Source organism: Rhodoferax lacus, assembly GCF_003415675.1.
In the GTDB taxonomy this organism is placed as follows: Bacteria; Pseudomonadota; Gammaproteobacteria; order Burkholderiales; family Burkholderiaceae_C; genus Allorhodoferax; species Allorhodoferax lacus.
Genome location: NZ_QFZK01000005.1, coordinates 269,535 through 286,235 on the forward strand (window position 1 = coordinate 269,535; position 16,701 = coordinate 286,235).

Sequence of the window (16,701 nt, forward strand, 5' to 3'; positions counted from 1 at the left end):
CGGCGTTAGTCCCCCTTCAAACCCCCACCACCTTCCTCTCCCGCTTGGCATTCTCCAGCCGCTCCAGCAGCCCAAACACCCATTCCACCCGCTGCGGCATGGCGCGGTTGGGGAAGTAGGCTTGGGCTTGGCGTTCCAGCACATCGGCCTGGCAACCGGCTATCAGGAAGCGGATGGCGGCCAGGGGTGCGGGCTGTGCGGTGCGGGTGGTGATCCAGCCGGCCTGGGCCCAGGACGTTGCCAGCAGGACCAGCTTGCGCCGGGTGCTGACCACCGTGCGGTGGTGGATCGAGTCCAGGCCTTCGCGGCGCAACTGCTGGCCGATCTCGCCGTAGATGGTGCTGGCGGCCAGGATGGCGGCGCGGCAGTCGGGGGGTAGTTCGGCAATGCCGGCCTGGGCCTGGGCGTACAGGGTGTCGGCCTCGGCTAAAAGGCGCTCGGTGAGGGTCTGGATGGCGGCGGTGGACACAGGGTCTGCCAGCCATTTGCGCACGTCTACGCCAGCCTCCTGCAGCCAGACGCGCGGCAGGTAGAGGCGGCCGTTGCGGGCGTCTTCCCCGATGTCGCGGGCGATGTTGGTGAGCTGCATGGCCACGCCGAGTTCGCAAGCGCGCGCCAGCGTGCGCTCGGATTGCGAGCCCATGATCCAGCACATCATGGCGCCCACGGTGCCGGCGACGCGGGCACAGTAACCGTGCAGGTCTTCCAGGGTGTCGTAGCGGCGTCCGGTGGCGTCCCAGGCAAAGCCTTCCAGGAGCGCGTCCAGCAGCATGCGCGGCAGTTGATGCTGCTGTACCACGATGGCCAGGGCCTGGTCTTCCACGCTATCGCTGGGGGTGCCTGCATAAATCAGGTCCAGGCGCTGGCGCAGCATCTGCAAATTGGCGTCCACATTGCCGCCTTCGTCCACCAGGTCGTCGGCCACGCGGCAGAAGGCATAGAGGGCGATGGAGGCGGCGCGCACGCGCAGCGGCAGCAGGCGGCTGGCGGCAAAGAATGTTTTGGAGCCGCCCTGCATCATGGCGATGCAGGCCTTGAGGTCCCGCGCGGCGTATTCAGGCGAAGCTGTTGGCATGGGGAACCACCGTCTCTAGTGCTTTGGCAGACATCAACACGCCGGGAACCCCGGCACCGGGGTGGGTGCTGGCACCCACCATGTACAAACCCGCCACATCCTCGCTGCGGTTGTGGGGGCGAAACCAGGCGCTTTGCAGCAGGAGCGGCTCCAGGCCAAAGCCCGCGCCCTTGAAGGACCAGAGCCGGTCCTGAAAATCCTGCGGCGTACTCACTTTGGAGCTGACCACATGGTCCTGCAGCCCCGGCAGCACCGAGTCCGACAGGGCCTGCGCAATGCGCTGGCGGTAGGTCTCGGCCATGGTGGGCCAGTCGGTGTCGCCGTCCAGGTGCGGCACGGGGGACAGCACATAAAAGCTGTCGCAGCCCTCGGGCGCCATCGAGGGGTCGGTGGCGGTGGGGCGGTACAGATACAGGCTGAAGTCATCGGCCAGCTTCTTGTGCTTGAAGATGTCGGTCAGCAGCTCTTTGTAGCGGTCGCCCAGCAGCATCATGTGGTGGGGCACATCGGGGTATTGGCGGTTGGTGCCGAAGTACCAGACAAACAGGCCCATGCTGTAGCGGCCGTTGTCGATCTTGCGGTCGGTCCAGTGGCGGCGGTGCTCTGGGGCAATCAGCTTGCGGTAGGTCCAGGCGGCGTCGGCATTGCTCACCACAATGTCGGCCTCCACATACTCGCCGTTCTCCAGCTCAATGCCGCGTGCGCGCCCGTCTTCCACGCGGATGCGGGTCACAGCGGCGTTGTAATGGATGGGCACTTGGCGCCCGGCCAGCAGCTTGGCAAGGCCGGTGACGATGGAGCCGGTGCCGCCCATGGCGCTGTGCACGCCCCAGTTTTTTTCCAGCGAGTGGATCAGCGCATAGGCGCAGGTCACCGAGAACGGGTTGCCGCCAATGAGGAGCGTGTGAAAGCTCATCACCATGCGCAGCTTGGGGTGCTTGATATGCTTGGCCACCAGGCTGTGCAGACTGCGCCAGGCGTTCATGCGCATAAACGACGGCAGGGCCGCCAACAGGTCTTTGAATTTGTCAAAAGCCACTGCACCCATCTCCACAAAGCCCAGCACGCGGCAGCGCTCGGCCGCAGCCATCAGGCGCTTGTAGCCGGGCACATCCGCGGGTGAGAACTTGGCGATCTGCGCGCTCATGGCCTCTTCATCGCCGCTGTAGTCAAAGCTGGTGCCATCGGCAAAGCGGATGCGATAGAACGGCGTCATCAGCCGCAGGTCCACATCGTCCTGCATGCGCTGGCCGCACAGGGCCCACAGCTCTTCCAGCAAAAAGGGCGCGGTGATGATGGTGGGGCCGGCATCAAAGGTAAAGCCGTCCTGGCGGTGCACATAGGCACGGCCACCGGGGGCGTCCAGCTTTTCATAGATGGACACCGCATAGCCCTTGCAGCTCAGGCGGATGGCCGCAGCCAGCCCGCCAAAGCCGCTGCCAATCACCACGGCTTTGGGGCGCTTGTCAGCGGGCGTAGCGTGGGCAAAGCGGTCGTCGGTGGCGCGAAAGGCGTTCATAGGCTGTCCGGTTGACTGGGCCGCGTGGTGGGCAAAGTAGTTGGCAGGGGGGAGGGCAGTTCGCCGCGCTGGCGCATGGCCCAGCCCCACAGGCGCTGCAGCGGCAGGGCAAACACCATCAGCAGGTGTTCGACAATCGCCAGCCCCAAGAGCGAGGCCAGCAGCACCCAGCCGGTGGTGATGGTGACGGTGTTGCGCTGTGCTTCCAGCACCAGCCAGACCCAGGTGCCGGCCGAGAGGCTGATGGTGAGATAAAAGCACGCGGTTACCGCCGAGCGGCGGAAGTAGCTGCCCATGTAGGCCAGGTGCGCGGGCAGGTACTGGTCGCCCACATGGGGCACGCCAAAAAACAGATTCAGTTTGGAGCTCACCCGCATGCACCACAGCAAGGCAAAGGTGCACAGCGCCACGTGGTTTACGTTGCCCCACTGCAGCAACATCAAAAAGCCCATGTTGAGCAGCAGGCCAATCTCATGGTGCAACAGGGCTTGCACCGCCAGATAAAAGCGGCGCACGCCGTGCGCGCTGCTCTCTTGCGCAATGCGGCGCGGGCCGGTGATCCAGCCCGACAAGAACGCCATCTCGTGCCAGCCCCACATCACGATCACACTCACAAAGCCCACGTAGCTGGCCGCCATGGTGGCGTGGCGCATGCTCCAGGCCGTGCTGATGGTGCTAAGTAGTGCCAGGAAGGTGAGGGCTGCCATGCTGCGCTTGAACAGGCGTGCGGGCAGGCGCACCAGCCACAGAATGGCACCCGTGCCCAGCCACCAGCTCAGGATGGCGACCAGCACCGCACCAGGGACCGAGGAGAGAAATTCCGTCATTGCGTGTGTGCCTGTCTGTTGTGCGCCGGGCTACCAGGTGGGTGCCAGCCGCACCTGATCGGGCAGCTTCTGTTGCTTCACCGGCAGCAGGTACAGGCGCACAAAGGTGACAAAGGCACGCGTCACGCACCAGCCCTGTTTGAGCTTGCCCAGAATGCCGCCCTGCTTGCGCGCCTTGGCGTCTTCCACCGCAATCTTCACCAGGTGCGTCATGCAGGCGCGGAAGGTGGGGTGGTCAATGTCCACCTCGATGGGGAAGACCTGGCGTGCAATCTCGGAGGTGATGCGAAACACCTCGTAGTCGTACTCGGTGGACTTGAAGCCCATGGTTTCGTGCAAGAGCGGGCGGGTATGGTCGCGCACATACATGGTGGCGTACACGGCCAGAATGAAGAAGCGGATCCACAGCTTGTTGACGCCCGACAGCAGCTCGGGGTGGGCGCGCATCAAGAGCGCAAACGATTCGCCGTGGCGGTACTCGTCATTGCACCAGCGCTCGAACCAGCGGAATATGGGGTGGAAGCGCTTGTCCGGATGGCGCTCGAGCTGGCGGAAGATGGTGATGTAGCGGGCGTAGCCAATCTTCTCCGACAGATACGTGGCGTAGTAGATGTACTTGGGCTTGAAGAAGGTGTAGGCCTTGGTGCGCTTGAGGGCCCCGAGGTCAATGCCCAGATTGAAGTCCTTGAGCGACTGGTTGATAAAGCCCGCATGGCGCGACTCATCCCGCGCCATATAGGTCATGAGCTGCTTGATGTCGGGGTTGCTGACGTTCTTGCGGATCTCGTTGTAGAGAATGCAGCCGGAGAATTCCGAGGTCAGCGAGCTGATCAAAAAGTCCAGAAACTCCTGGCGCATCTCGGGCGAGAGCTTGGGCATCAGTTCACGCACTTCGTCGGCAAAGGCGGCGTCGCGCTGGAAGTGGTCGTGGTTGTTGTCGCCCTCGTACTCGGCCATCATGGTGTCCCACTCGGCGCGCATGCTGCTCACATCCAGCGCGTCCAGCGCCTTGAAGTCGGTGGTGTAGAAGCGCGGTGTCAGCACCGTGCTGCGCACCGCCTTGGCGTTGGCCTCTTCGGCGTTTTCCACGGCGCCTATCAGCAGTTCAACATGGTCAAAGTCCATTGCGGCAGCGTTCATGGGGTGTCTCCTTACTTGGCTATGGAAGTGGGGGTATGGCTTTGCGCCGTGCTGTCCTGCAGGCGGGCAAAGGTCTCGCGCTGGGTGTGGCCGAACGACTCCAGGTGGATGCGCTCGCCGGTGCTGGCGTCATACAGGCTCAAGCTACCATCGGCATGGTTTTGCAGCAGCAGCGGGGCATGGCGGTCTGCGCTTTGCAATTTGCGCTCGCGTGCCATGGCGCGCAGCACTCCGCGCACAAAACCCTGCTCGCCTTCAAACAATGCCACCTGGGCGCCGCTGCTCATATCCCGCACCGACACAGCGCCGCTGGCGGTGTCTTCAAACATGAGTGCGCGGCTGTGGGTCACCGGCGAATCAAACTGCGGCGCCGGTGCGCCATTCCAGCGTGCAAACACCACCAGCAGAAGCGAGGACAGGGCCGCCGCGGCCAGCAGCAGCATGGGGTTGAAGGCGCGGGGCGCGTTGAGCGTGGACATGGTCAGGCAGCCGTCCAGGCGTTCTTCAGCAGGCCAGCCACCTGCTGCACATCAGGCAGGCAGCGCAGGCTGGGTTGTGGTTTGCGCAGGGCCCAGGGGCGCGCATGCGGCCACAGGTGGGCCCAGCCAATGCGGTCGTCGCCGGCCAGGTCCACCACGATGTCGCCCGTGCCATCCTTGTAGGTGCGCACCGCAGCGGCAGACAGGGCCTTGAAGGGCAGGTTGAGCGTGAGGGTGAGCACAATGCCGATGCGCATCACCACCCGGCGGTTGGTGAGTGTATAGAGCGTGTTGCGTGCGGCAAACCAGGCCACTGCGCCCAGCAGACCCAGTGCCAGCAAAGCGGCAAGCAGGCTCCACAGCAGCGGCTTGAAGGACAGGCCGTCGGGCTCACCGGCCAGGTACAGGCCTTGCACCAGCAGCATGGCGGCAAAGTAGCCGCACAGCGCGCGCACATGGAACACATGCAGCGCCAGTGACTGGGCCGAGGGCGCACCCTGCCACAGGATGTGCTCGCCCGCAGGCAGCGCTTCGGGCAGGCCGGGGGCGGCCTCGAATTCGTGTTCGTGGTGGGCTTTCAAAACAGGGGCTCCTGGATGTCGGCGGTGGCGTACAACAGGCCTGCACCAAAATAGGCAGAAATCTTTTCTTCTTCCAGGAGCGTGACCTGGTCCGGGTTGCGCAGGGTGGGCACCTTGGCAAACTGCGAAGCCAGCAGGGCACCCACGGTGACGCCACTCTTCTTGATGCGGCAAAACGGCATGGGTACCAGCACGGTGTGGGCCCCGGACTCTGTACCTTGTAACTGCATCTCCATGAAGCGGAACAGCATCTCCGAGCGGTCCACCCACATCTCTTTCACATGCCCTGCCACCTCGCCATCCTTGCCAAACACCGGCAGGCCACGCGGGTCCACATCCTGTTTGGCGACACCGTGCGAGGTGTCCGAGCGCAGGGGCACGATTTTTAAGCGGCCGTCAGCCGTCACGTCCGGCACATCGGCACGTGCGGCCCAGGCACCGGGCCCCACACCGGCAAGCAGCGGGTCGCCCACCGGCTCCAGTGGCGCGCCAATCCAGGCGTGGCTGGGCTCAGCTTGGTAGCTTCCATCCGGGCGATTGAAATCGGGGGCCTGCACCTCATGGCCATTGGCCAGCTTGTAGGTCTTGGGTTCGGGCACGGGCCAACCGGTGACCTTGGGGCCGGTGTTGGGATCCAGGCGGCCGTTGTCCATGGGGTAGCCCTCGCGGTGGTTCTCGCGCACCAGGTAATAGATCAGACCGGCAAAAAACGCCCAGAACATGTACAGCACGATTTGTGCAACATCGATGTACTGCGTGATGGCTCCAGTTTCCATGGATTGTCTCCTTCGAAAAATTCAGGTTCTATGTATTGGCGCGGGCCGTGCCCAGCGTGCGCTGCAGGCCGGAAGCACTGCGGCGGCTTACCAGTGGCCCAATGGCGACCAGGGTGATGAACAGCAACAGCATTTCCAGGTGGTAGACCACGCTGTAGGCAATGGCCGGGTCGGCAAACTCTGCGCCCAAGGCACCCGCAGCCTGCAGCTGCGCCACGCCATCGCGCAGCGCGCCACCCAAAAACATGGCCAGGCCGGCACCCGTGGACTGCACCGCACCCCAGGCGCCCAGCGCCAGGCCGATAAAGGCGCTGCCCTCCAGGCGCATGGCGGCAAACAAGGTGCCCACCGCAAACAGGCCGCCACCCAGGCCAATGCCCAGGGCGCCCAGGCGGAACAACCAACCGGCTTCCAGCGGGGCCGAAAAAATCACGGCAGAAAAGGCGGGCAGGCCCAGCACCACACCCAGGGCGGCCAGGCGCAGCGGGTCCATGCCGCGTGCGAGTTGGCGCCCGGCCAGCACAAAACCTATCAGCCCGCCGCCGGCCAGCATGGCGGTGAGTGCGCTGGTGGCGCCCACGCTCAGGTGCAGGATCTCGCCGCCATAGGGCTCCAGCACGATGTCCTGCATGTTGAAGGCCATGGTGCCCAGGAACGTGGTCCACAGAAAGCGGCGCGCCTGCGGCTTGCCGATAAAGCGCGACCACACAGCCGCAAAGGGCTCCTGCTTCTGCAGCTTCATGGCCGCAGCCCGTTCACGGTTGCGGCCCTCCTGTTTCCACAGTGCATAGGCATTGAGCAGCAGCACCAGCAGGGCGGTGCCTTGCACCACCTGGATCAGCCGCTGTGGGCGAAAGTCGGCCAGCAGCACACTAAAAATCAGGCTGCCGCCCACGGCACCGGCCAGCAGCATCACGTACATCAGGGCCACCACGCGCGGGCGTGTCTCTTCGCTGGCCTGGTCGGTTGCAAGGGCCAGACCTGCGGTCTGCGAGGTTTGCAGACCAGCGCCCACCATCAAAAACGACAGGGCCACCACGGCTTCCACCAGCCAGGTGGGCAGGGGGTTTTGCGCCTCGCCCGAGAGGTTGAGCAAGGCGAAGGGCATGAAGGCCAGACCAAAAAACTGGATCAGCGTGCCGCCCCACATAAAGGGCACGCGCTTCCAGCCAAAGGCTGAGCGGTGCGTGTCCGACTGGTAGCCAGTGACCGCGCGGAAGGGCGCTACCAGCATGGGCAGCGCCAGCATCAGCGACACCAGCGAGGCGGCCACATGCAGCTCCACAATCATCACCCGGTTCAGCGTGCCGATCAGCAGCGCCGTGGTGATGCCCATGGTCACTTTGAACAGCGACAAGCGCAGCAGGCGAGGCAGCGGCAGACCGGTGCTGGCGACGTCCGCGAACGGAAGCCACCCTGCCGGAATCTGCTGGGCCATGTGCCGGAAGCGCTGGGCAAACATCATGCGCGGCTCCACTCCAGGGCTTGCGACTGGTAGAAGCCGCTGGCGATGCGCTGCGTGCGCCCTATGCCCCAGCCTTGCAAGGCAGCGTGCTCGCCCATGAGCGAGGCAATTTTGTCAGCCGCCATCGGCTCCAGCCAGGGCGCGCGGTTGCCGCGCGGGAACAGGCGGCCCACCGAAATCATCAGCGAGAGCAGTGGTGTGCGCGGCGCAAAGGTGAAGTGGATGGTCTTGCGGGTGCGCGCGGCCAGCTGGGCCAGCGCAGCCACCGCGTCTTCGGGCGAGTAATGGATGATGGAGTCCATGGCCACCACATGGTCAAAATGGCCCAGGGCCGCATCCAGCATGTCGCCACTGCGCAGGTCAATGCGCGCGGCCACATCGGCCGGCAGGCGGCTGCGGGCCAGCTCCACCAGCGTGGGCGAGAGGTCTATGGCCACCACCTCGGCGCCGCGCCGTGCGGCTTCCACGGCATAGGCGCCGGTGCCGCAACCGGCATCCAGAATGCGCGTGCCGCTCAGGTCCTGCGGCAACCAGGACAGGAGGGTGCTGCGCATGCTGTCACGCCCGGCGCGCACCGTGGCGCGCACGCGGCCCACGGGTGCGTCGGAGGTCAGGCGCTCCCAGGCGGCCACGGCGGTGCGGTCGAAGTAATGCTCGATCTGGCCACGGCGCTGGGTGTAGCTGGCGTGGGCCAAGGTATCGGTGGAGGTGGCGGTGTTCATGGACTCAGGTTCCTCTTGCAAACTCAGTCAAAACCCAGCAGGTCAAAAATGTCGCGGTCCTTCATGGGGATGGCGGGCAGTGGCTCGCCCCCAATCCACAGGGCTGCAGCCAGGCGCATGTACTCGTCCTGCACCGCCTTCACGGCCGGCGTGGCTTCCAGCTCAAACAGGGTGGCCTTCATCAGGCGGCTCTTGCGGATTTCATCGAGCATGGGGAAGTGCGCCATGGTCTTCAAACCGCACACCGCGTTGAACTTGTCCACCTGGTCGGTGGCATCACTGCGGTTGACGATGACGCCGCCCAGGCGCACGTTGTAGTTCTTGCTCTTGGCACCAATGGCCTGCACGATGCGGTTCATGGCGAAGATGGAATCGAAGTCATTGGCGGTGACGATGAGTGCGCGGTCGGCATGCTGCAGGGGGGCTGCAAAGCCACCGCACACCACATCGCCCAGCACATCAAAAATCACCACGTCGGTGTCTTCGAGCAGGTGGTGTTCCTTCAAGAGCTTCACGGTCTGGCCGACCACATAGCCGCCACAGCCCGTGCCGGCGGGCGGGCCACCGGCTTCCACGCACATCACACCGTTGTAGCCGGTGTAGCAAAAGTCTTCCACGCGCAATTCCTCGGCGTGGAAGTTCACCGCTTCCAGCGCATCGATGACGGTGGGCATGAGCTTCTTGGTCAGGGTGAAGGTGGAGTCGTGCTTGGGGTCGCAGCCAATCTGCAGCACGCGCTTGCCCATCTTGCTGAAGGCCACCGACAAATTGGAAGACGTGGTGCTCTTGCCAATGCCCCCCTTGCCATAGACGGCAAACACCTTGGCGGTGCCGATCTTGATAGCGGGGTCGAGTTGCACCTGCAGGCTGCCCTCGCCATCTGGTGGGCGGTTGCCGCGTCCAATGTGGGACACGGGAACGGTGGCGGTTTCCATCATGCGGGGACTCCTTCAAATATGCCTTCCAGGCGGTCTTCCAACTCTTCGCCTGCGGCTTGCAGGGCTTTCATGGTGTCGGCGTCTGGTGCCCAGTACTGGCGGCGCGAGGCCTCCAGCAAACGGTTCACCAGCTTGGCCGACGATGTGGGGTTGAGCGTGGCCAGGCGCTCACGCATGGCCGGGTCGAGCATGAAGGTCTGGGCCAGCTGCTGGTAGACCCAGGGCTGGACCTGGCCGGTGGTGGCAGACCATCCCATGGTGTTGGTCAAATGCGCCTCGATCTGGCGCACGCCCTCGTAGCCGTGCTGCAGCATGCTTTCGTGCCACTTGGGGTTGAGCATGCGGGTGCGGGTTTCCAGGGCCACCTGCTCGGTGAGCGTGCGCACCACGCCGTCGCCTTGCGTCTGGTCGCCCACGTACACGGGCGGGGCGCAAGCGGCATCGCCATCGCGGTCGTGCTTGGCCTGCAGCACGGCGCGGCTGATGCCGCCCAGGGTGTCAAAGTAGGTGTCAATGCTGGTGACGCCCAGCTCCACCGAGTCCACGTTCTGGTAGGTGAGTGACACATTGGCCAGCGCGCTTTTGAGCAGGGTGTTGTTGCGCACCGGGCGGCCTTCGCGGCCGTAGGCAAAGCCCTTGCGCGCAGTAAAAGTGTTGCCCAGCTCGTCCTCGTTGTCCCAGGCCGAGCTCTCCACCAGCATGTTCACGTTCGAGCCGTAAGCGCCTTCGTTGTTGCCGAACACCCGCAGCGAGGCGGCTTCGATATCGCCACCATGCTCGGCCATATAGGCCAGGGCGTGCTTGCGGATGAAGTTCTGCTCACCAGGCTCGTCCGCGCTGGCGGCCATGAAGCTGGCCTCGGCCAGCAGCTTGATCTGCATGGGCAGCAGGTCGCGGAAGATGCCGGAGAGGGTGATCACCACATCGATGCGTGGGCGGCCCAGCTCGGCCAGGGGAATGAGCGTGGCACCGGCCAGGCGGCCGTAGGAATCAAAGCGCGGCAGCACGCCCATCAGGGCCAAGGCCTGCGCCATGGGGCTGCCCTCGGTCTTGAGGTTGTCCGTCCCCCACAGCACCATGGCCACCGACTCGGGGTAGGTGCCGCCGTCGGCTGCAAAGCGGGCTATGAGTTTTTCGGCCTGGCGCTGGCCGTCGCGCACGGCAAAGGTGGTGGGCAGTTTGAAGGGATCCAGGCCATGCAGGTTGCGGCCGGTGGGCAGCACCTCGGGGTTGCGCAGCAGGTCGCCGCCGGGGGCGGGCAGGGTGTAGCGGGCGTCCAGTGCGCGCAGCAGGCCCATCATCTCATGGTCTTCTTGCAGCAAGGCGTTGGAGCGCACCAGCTGGTGCAGGGCCTCGCGCTGGGTGGCCGACAGGCCGGGTGCCAGGCGGGCCAGGGCGTCAACGCTCGCGCCGTCCACCAGCTGCTCCAGCAGGGGCTGCAAATGGCAGCACTTGTCCAGGCCCATGGCCTGGGCCATGGCGTGCAGGGTGGTCAGGCGTTGTGCGCGGGTGGGCAGCTGGCCCAGCACATGCAGACCGTCGGGGATGAGGGCGTATTCCAGCTCCAGCAGCTGGGCTTGCAGGGCGTCAATCCAGGGCTCGGCCAGGGCGGCTTCTGCAGCAATGGCGGCGGGGGCCTTGAGGTCCAATGCCAGGGCCTGCTCGTGGATCATCACAGCCAGCTCGTTGCGCTCCTCGCTGGCCACCGCGTCCAGACCGCGCCAACGCTCCAACGTCTGCTTGAGTTCCACCAGGCCCTTGTACAGGCCGGACTCGGCCAGCGTGGGTGGCAAATAGCTCACCAGCGTGGCGCTGCCACGGCGCTTGGCCAGGGCACCCTCGGACGGGTTGTTGGAGGCGTACAGATAAATATTGGGCATCGCGCCAATCAGGCGGTCCGGCCAGCAGCGGGCCGACAAACCCGTTTGTTTGCCGGGCATGAATTCGAGTGCACCGTGGGTGCCAAAGTGCAGCACGGCATCGGCATCAAACTCGGAGCGCAGGTAGCGGTAAAAGGCGCTGAAGGCGTGGGTGGGGGCAAAGCCGGATTCGAACAGCAGGCGCATGGGGTCGCCCTCGTAGCCAAAGCCGGGCTGTATGCACACCAGCACCTGGCCGAACTGCACGCCTTGAATGAACAGGCCGCTGCCATTGGTCAAATGCTTGCCGGGTGCCGGGCCCCACTGCGCCTCGATCTCGTGCAGATAGGTTTCCTGCTGTACGTGCTGGGCCACCGGGATGAGGTGGTGCACATTGGCCTCGGCGCCATATTGCTCGCGGTTGCCGTCCAGGAGCGCCAAGCGCAGGTCGTCGGCGCTCTCTGGCAACTCCACTCGGTAGCCCTCGTTTGCCAGCGTCTTGAGGGTGTTGAAGGCCGACTCAAACACGCCCAGGTAAGCCGCGGTGCCGATGTTGCCCGCGTTGGGCGGAAAGTTGAACAGCACCAGCGCCACCTTGCGCTCCAGGCGCGGCTTGTTGCGCAGGCGCACCAGGCGCTCCACGCGGTCAGACAGCATGTCGATGCGCTCGCTGCAGGCAAACATTTCTTGCGACTGGTGCGCTTCGGTGAAGGCGCAGGCACGGGCGCAGCCGCTGCAGCTGGTGCCGGGCGCACCGGGGCGCCCGCCATAGACCATGGGCACGGTGGAGCCATCCAGCTCGGGGATAGCCACCATGATGGTGCTCTCCACCGGCAGCAGGCCGCGCTCGGAGCTGGCCCATTCGGCAATCGACTGGAACTCCACCGGATGCGCGGCGATGTAGGGCACGTCCAGCTGGCTGAGCACCACTTCGGCGGCCTGCGCGTCGTTGTAGGCCGGGCCACCCACCAGCGAAAAGCCGGTGAGCGACACCAGGGCATCAATGGTGCTGCGGCCGTCCTGCATGAAGTACTGGGCAATGGCGGGGCGCGCATCCAGGCCGCTGGCAAAGGCGGGAATGACGCGCAGGCCGCGGGCTTCCAGCGTCTGGATGACGGTGTCGTAATGCGTGGCATTGCCGGCCAGCAAATAGGAGCGCATCAGCAGCAGGCCCACGGTGGCTTGTTGCGCTTTGGCTTTGGGCAGGTCGGCCAGTTGCTCGGTGATGCGGCCGTTGACCCGCGGGTGGTACAGGCCCACCTCGGGGTACTCCACCGGGTCTTGCGCCTGGCTGAGTTTCTTCAACGCCTCGCGTGAGCCGGCGGCATAGCGGCCCACCACCAGCTGCACCATGTTTGTGATGTTGTGCTCGGAGCCGGCCAGCCAGTAGCGCATGACCAAAAAGAAGATGCGCACGTCCTGCGCGGTGCCGGGGATGAAGCGCAAGAGCTTGGGCAGGCGGCGCAGCATGGCCATTTGCTTGGCACCGGCTGAGGCCGCAGGGGCTGTGCCCTCACCCGAAGTCTTGGCGCTGGGGCGCAGCTTTTTGAGCAGGCCCATCAGGCCGCCACTCTGTCCGCCCATGGTGAACTTGCCCATGCGGGTGAGCTGCATCACCTGCGGGGCCGACATGATGCAGACCATGGCATCGCACAGCTCACGGCGTGCCTTGAGGGCTTCCATCACCGGCAGGAAGTGGTCTTCCATGAACAGCATGCTGACGATGACGATGTCGGCGCGGGCAATGTCGGCCACGCAGCGCGACAGCGCCTGTGTGTTGGCGCGGTACTCGGAGGCGCTGTGGGTGCTGAACAGCAAGCCGGGGAGTTGCTGCTGCAGGGCACTGGAGGAACGCTGCGCTGCGCTGGCCAGGTGCGTGTCCATGGTGATGAGCACTACGCGCATGGTGATGCCGGCCGGCTTAGCGGCTGAAGTGGGCTTTGGCATCGTAAAGCGTCTCCACGGTGATGGTGGCCACACCCTGTTCCAGGGCAAAACGCTCCGTGTTGCGCCGCGCTTTGCCGCGCACAAAGAAGGGAATTTTTCCGAGTTCTTTTTCGGCTTCGCTGCTCCATTGGGTGGAGGTAACGGCTGCGGGGGTTGACGCCTCGGCCGTTGTTGCAAGCGTTGCAGCGGGTGCTGCCTCTTCAGCGGCAATCTGCAGGCTGGCAGCGGGGCGGGTAGAGCCCAGGTGCGAGGGCGCAGCGCCTTCATGGAATTCAAAGTCTTCGCGGAACATGCCCAGCAGGTGTTCCTCCAGACCCATCATCAGCGGATGCACCCAGGTGTCAAACAGCACGTTGGCACCTTCAAAACCCATTTGCGGCGCATACCGGGCCGGGAAGTCCTGCACATGCACGGGGGCCGAAATCACCGCGCAGGGCAGGCCCAGTCGCTTGGCGATGTGGCGCTCCATCTGCGTGCCCAGTATCAGCTCGGGCTGCAGGGCGCGTATCTGTTCTTCCACCTGCAGGTAGTCGTCGGTGATGAGCGGCTCCACGCCATACAGCTTGCCGGCCTCGCGCAGTTCGCGGGCGAATTCGCGGCTGTAGGTGCCCAGGCCCACTACTTCAAAACCCATTTCGTCATGGGCAATGCGGGCAGCGGCCACCACGTGGGTGGCATCGCCAAACAGGTAGACGCGTTTGCCGGTGAGGTAAGTCGAATCCACCGAGCGGGCGTACCACTCGGCGTGCAGGTGTTCTTCCAGCTGTGCGGGTACTTCCACACCGGCCAGCGCTGCCACCTCGGCCACAAAGGCGCGCGTGGCGCCCACGCCCATGGGCACGGTCTTGGTAAACGGCATCTGGAACTGGCGCTGCAGCCACTGCGCGGTGGTGCTGGCAATCTCGGGGTACAGCACCACGTTGAAGTCTGCCTGGGCCAGTTGGCGCACGTCCTGCACGCTGGCGTTCAGTGGGGCCACTACGGCCACCTCAACACCCATGTCATTCAGCAGGCGGGTGATTTCACGCACATCGTCGCGGTGGCGAAAGCCCAGTGCCGTGGGGCCCAGGATGTTGCAGCGTGGCTTGCGCGGGCTGTCGTCCGCTGCTGCAGCTTTGGGCACCACCAGACGGCGGGCCAGTTGGTAAAAAGTTTCGGACGCGCCCCAGTTTTCCTTGCGCTGGTAGGCGGGCAGCTCCAGCGGAACTACGGGAATGGGCAGCTGCAGGGCGGCAGCCAGACCACCCGGATCGTCCTGGATCAGCTCGGCCGTGCACGAAGAGCCCACCAGCATGGCGGCGGGCTGGAAGCGTTCATAAGAAGCGGCCACAGCGTCCTTGAACAGCTGGGCGGTGTCGCCGCCCAGGTCGCGCGCCTGAAAGGTGGTGTAGGTCACCGGCGGGCGGCGCGGCAGGCGCTCGATCATGGTGAACAGCAGGTCGGCGTAGGTATCGCCCTGAGGGGCATGCAGCACGTAGTGCACATCCGTCATGGCGGTGGCGATGCGCATGGCGCCTACGTGGGGCGGGCCTTCGTATGTCCAGAGGGTGAGTTGCATGGGGGCAGGTCCTCAGGCGGCGATTTTTTGCTTGCGCAGCAGCGGGCGGCTGAACAGCGCGGCCAGGTCACCGGCCTGCTCGTAGCCCTGTATGGGCGTGAACACCAGCTCGATGGACCACTTGGTGGTGAACCCTTGCGCCTCCAGCGGGTTGGCCAGCCCCAGGCCGCAGACCACCAGATCGGGCTGGTCGGCGTGGCAGCGGTCGAGTTGCAGCTCCAGCGACTGGCCTTCCGACAAACGCGTGCCCTCGGGCAGCAGTGCCAGTTCGGCCGCCATCAGCTGGCGGTGTAGATAGGGCGTGCCCACCTCCACCAGGTCCATGTCCAGTTCGCGGTGCAGAAAGCGGGCCAGCGGAATTTCCAGCTGCGAATCGGGGAAGAAAAACACTTTTTTGCCGGCCAGCTTGGCGCGGTGGCGGGCCAGTGTTGCCTGGGCGCGCTGGCGTGGTGCGGCAGTCACTTCGGCAAAGCGCGCTGCGTCCACACCGAAGGCCGTGGCTGCGGCCTGCAGCCAGGCGGTGGTGCCTTCCTCGCCCAGGGGGAAGGGGGCATCCAGGCGCTGCAGGCCCAGGGCATCCAGGCCACGGGCGGTGTCGCTCAAGAACGGTTGGGCCAGCAGGTAGACGCTGTTGGCGCCCACGGCGGGCAGCTTGCTGCTGCGCCGGGGCGGGAAGAAATCGAAGTCGTCAATGCCCATCTTGTGCAGCAGGGCGCCCAGCTGGTCTTCCACCACATCGGCCAGGGTGCCGACGATGAGCAACTGGCGGTTGGGTGACTGGCGCTGGGGCAGGGTGGGCAAGAGGGAAGCCAGGCAGGCGTCCTCGCCCTGGGTGAAGGTGGTCTCTATGCCGCTGCCGGAGTAGTTGAGCACACGGGCGCGCTGCACATAGGTGCGCGACAGCCGCTCGGCCGCACGCGAGAGGTCCAGCTTGATCACCTCGGACGGGCAGGAGCCCACCAGAAACAGCAGCTTGATGTCGGGGCGGCGTGCCAGCAGCTCGGAGACCACGCGGTCGAGCTCGTCGTTGGCATCCGAGAGGCCGGCCAGATCGCGCTCGTCGATGATGGCCGTGCCGAAACGGGGCTCGGCAAAAATCATCACGCCGGCCGCGCTTTGCACCAGGTGCGCGCAGGTGCGCGAACCCACCACCAGGAAGAAGGCGTCCTGAATCTTGCGGTGCAGCCAGATGATGCCGGTCAGGCCACAGAACACCTCGCGCTGGCCTTTTTCGCTCAGTACCGGGGAATTGCTGCAACCCTGGGTGGACTTGTTGATGGGGATGACGGGTTGCATGGTGGGGAGTGCCTACTGGAGGGCTACTGCGGGGCCGGACGCTTGCCCGGATGAGGCGGCAGCCTGAAGCCGCGCAGCACGCAGCTTGAGGATGAACTGGGTGGCATTGATGCAGTAGCTGGCATAGGCGGCTACTGCCAGCCAGAGCTGCTGCACTGGGCTCAGGGCACCGGTCCACCAAGCGTAGAGGTAGGCGGTGTGCAGCGCCAGCACCAGCATGCTGAACACGTCTTCCCAAAAGAAGGCCGGGGCAAACAGGTACTGGCCAAACACCACTTTTTCCCAGATGCAGCCGGTGACCATGATGGTGTAGAGCACCAGCGTCTTGACCACCACCGAGGTGAGGGCGGCCGATTCGCCAGCGCCAGTGGCCAGGCAGCGCAGCACCAGGGTCAGGCTGACCAGGAACACCAGAAACTGCAGCGGGGCCAGCAGGCCTTGCACCAGGGTCCAGACCGAGGCGTCGCGCTTGCGCTTTTGCTCAGGCGTGTACAGCGGGTGGTGGGCGGTGGTGGACAT

At 65.0% G+C, this 16,701-nt stretch carries 14 protein-coding genes; all 14 read right to left on the bottom strand.

The features are described from left to right. Positions 1 to 16: 16 nt before the first annotated feature. Genes DIC66_RS11200 through bchF form a run of 14 tightly spaced genes read right to left on the bottom strand, consistent with a single transcriptional unit; the run spans position 17 to position 16,701 of the window. Positions 17 to 1,075 (bottom strand): phytoene/squalene synthase family protein, encoded by a 1,059-nt coding sequence (locus DIC66_RS11200; protein WP_117177130.1) that lies wholly within the window; start codon positions 1,073 to 1,075, stop codon positions 17 to 19. Beyond that, a complete protein-coding gene (locus DIC66_RS11205; RefSeq protein ID WP_117177132.1) occupies positions 1,056 to 2,594 on the bottom strand; it encodes a phytoene desaturase in 1,539 nt (512 codons plus the stop codon). The genes DIC66_RS11200 and DIC66_RS11205 overlap by 20 nt, the downstream gene beginning before the upstream one ends. Beyond that, positions 2,591 to 3,421, bottom strand: a complete 831-nt coding sequence (gene puhE, locus DIC66_RS11210) for a putative photosynthetic complex assembly protein PuhE (protein WP_117177134.1) — start codon at positions 3,419 to 3,421, stop codon at positions 2,591 to 2,593. The genes DIC66_RS11205 and puhE overlap by 4 nt, the downstream gene beginning before the upstream one ends. A 30-nt stretch (positions 3,422 to 3,451) precedes the next feature. Next, positions 3,452 to 4,561 (bottom strand): magnesium-protoporphyrin IX monomethyl ester (oxidative) cyclase, encoded by a 1,110-nt coding sequence (acsF, locus tag DIC66_RS11215; RefSeq protein WP_233505877.1) that lies wholly within the window; start codon positions 4,559 to 4,561, stop codon positions 3,452 to 3,454. 11 nt (positions 4,562 to 4,572) lie between these two features. Then, a complete protein-coding gene (gene puhC, locus DIC66_RS11220) occupies positions 4,573 to 5,040 on the bottom strand; it encodes a photosynthetic complex assembly protein PuhC (protein WP_117177136.1) in 468 nt (155 codons plus the stop codon). A gap of 2 nt (positions 5,041 to 5,042) precedes the next feature. Then, positions 5,043 to 5,621 carry a photosynthetic complex putative assembly protein PuhB gene (gene puhB / locus DIC66_RS11225; protein WP_117177138.1) on the bottom strand — a complete coding sequence of 193 codons (579 nt, stop codon included), beginning with the start codon at positions 5,619 to 5,621 and terminating at the stop codon, positions 5,043 to 5,045. Next, complete coding sequence (gene puhA / locus DIC66_RS11230) at positions 5,618 to 6,397, bottom strand: photosynthetic reaction center subunit H (protein WP_117177140.1); 780 nt, start codon at positions 6,395 to 6,397, stop codon at positions 5,618 to 5,620. Before puhA ends, puhB begins: the two co-directional genes overlap by 4 nt. A 28-nt stretch (positions 6,398 to 6,425) precedes the next feature. Then, the gene (locus DIC66_RS11235) at positions 6,426 to 7,862 is read right to left on the bottom strand and encodes a PucC family protein (RefSeq protein WP_117177142.1); all 1,437 of its coding nucleotides are present in this window, start codon (positions 7,860 to 7,862) and stop codon (positions 6,426 to 6,428) included. Then, the gene (gene bchM / locus DIC66_RS11240) at positions 7,859 to 8,584 is read right to left on the bottom strand and encodes a magnesium protoporphyrin IX methyltransferase (protein WP_117177144.1); all 726 of its coding nucleotides are present in this window, start codon (positions 8,582 to 8,584) and stop codon (positions 7,859 to 7,861) included. Before bchM ends, DIC66_RS11235 begins: the two co-directional genes overlap by 4 nt. Before the next feature lie 23 nt (positions 8,585 to 8,607). Further along, the gene (bchL, locus tag DIC66_RS11245) at positions 8,608 to 9,519 is read right to left on the bottom strand and encodes a ferredoxin:protochlorophyllide reductase (ATP-dependent) iron-sulfur ATP-binding protein (RefSeq protein WP_199534716.1); all 912 of its coding nucleotides are present in this window, start codon (positions 9,517 to 9,519) and stop codon (positions 8,608 to 8,610) included. After that, positions 9,519 to 13,328 carry a magnesium chelatase subunit H gene (locus DIC66_RS11250; protein WP_117177148.1) on the bottom strand — a complete coding sequence of 1,270 codons (3,810 nt, stop codon included), beginning with the start codon at positions 13,326 to 13,328 and terminating at the stop codon, positions 9,519 to 9,521. Before DIC66_RS11250 ends, bchL begins: the two co-directional genes overlap by 1 nt. Next, on the bottom strand, positions 13,303 to 14,886 hold the full coding sequence (gene bchB, locus DIC66_RS11255) for a ferredoxin:protochlorophyllide reductase (ATP-dependent) subunit B (protein WP_117177150.1): 1,584 nt from the start codon (positions 14,884 to 14,886) through the stop codon (positions 13,303 to 13,305). The genes DIC66_RS11250 and bchB overlap by 26 nt, the downstream gene beginning before the upstream one ends. A gap of 12 nt (positions 14,887 to 14,898) precedes the next feature. Next, positions 14,899 to 16,182: a ferredoxin:protochlorophyllide reductase (ATP-dependent) subunit N gene (locus DIC66_RS11260; RefSeq protein WP_117177152.1), complete on the bottom strand. Its 1,284-nt coding sequence runs from the start codon at positions 16,180 to 16,182 to the stop codon at positions 14,899 to 14,901. A 12-nt stretch (positions 16,183 to 16,194) separates the two neighbouring features. Further along, positions 16,195 to 16,701, bottom strand: a complete 507-nt coding sequence (gene bchF, locus DIC66_RS11265; protein ID WP_117177154.1) for a 2-vinyl bacteriochlorophyllide hydratase — start codon at positions 16,699 to 16,701, stop codon at positions 16,195 to 16,197.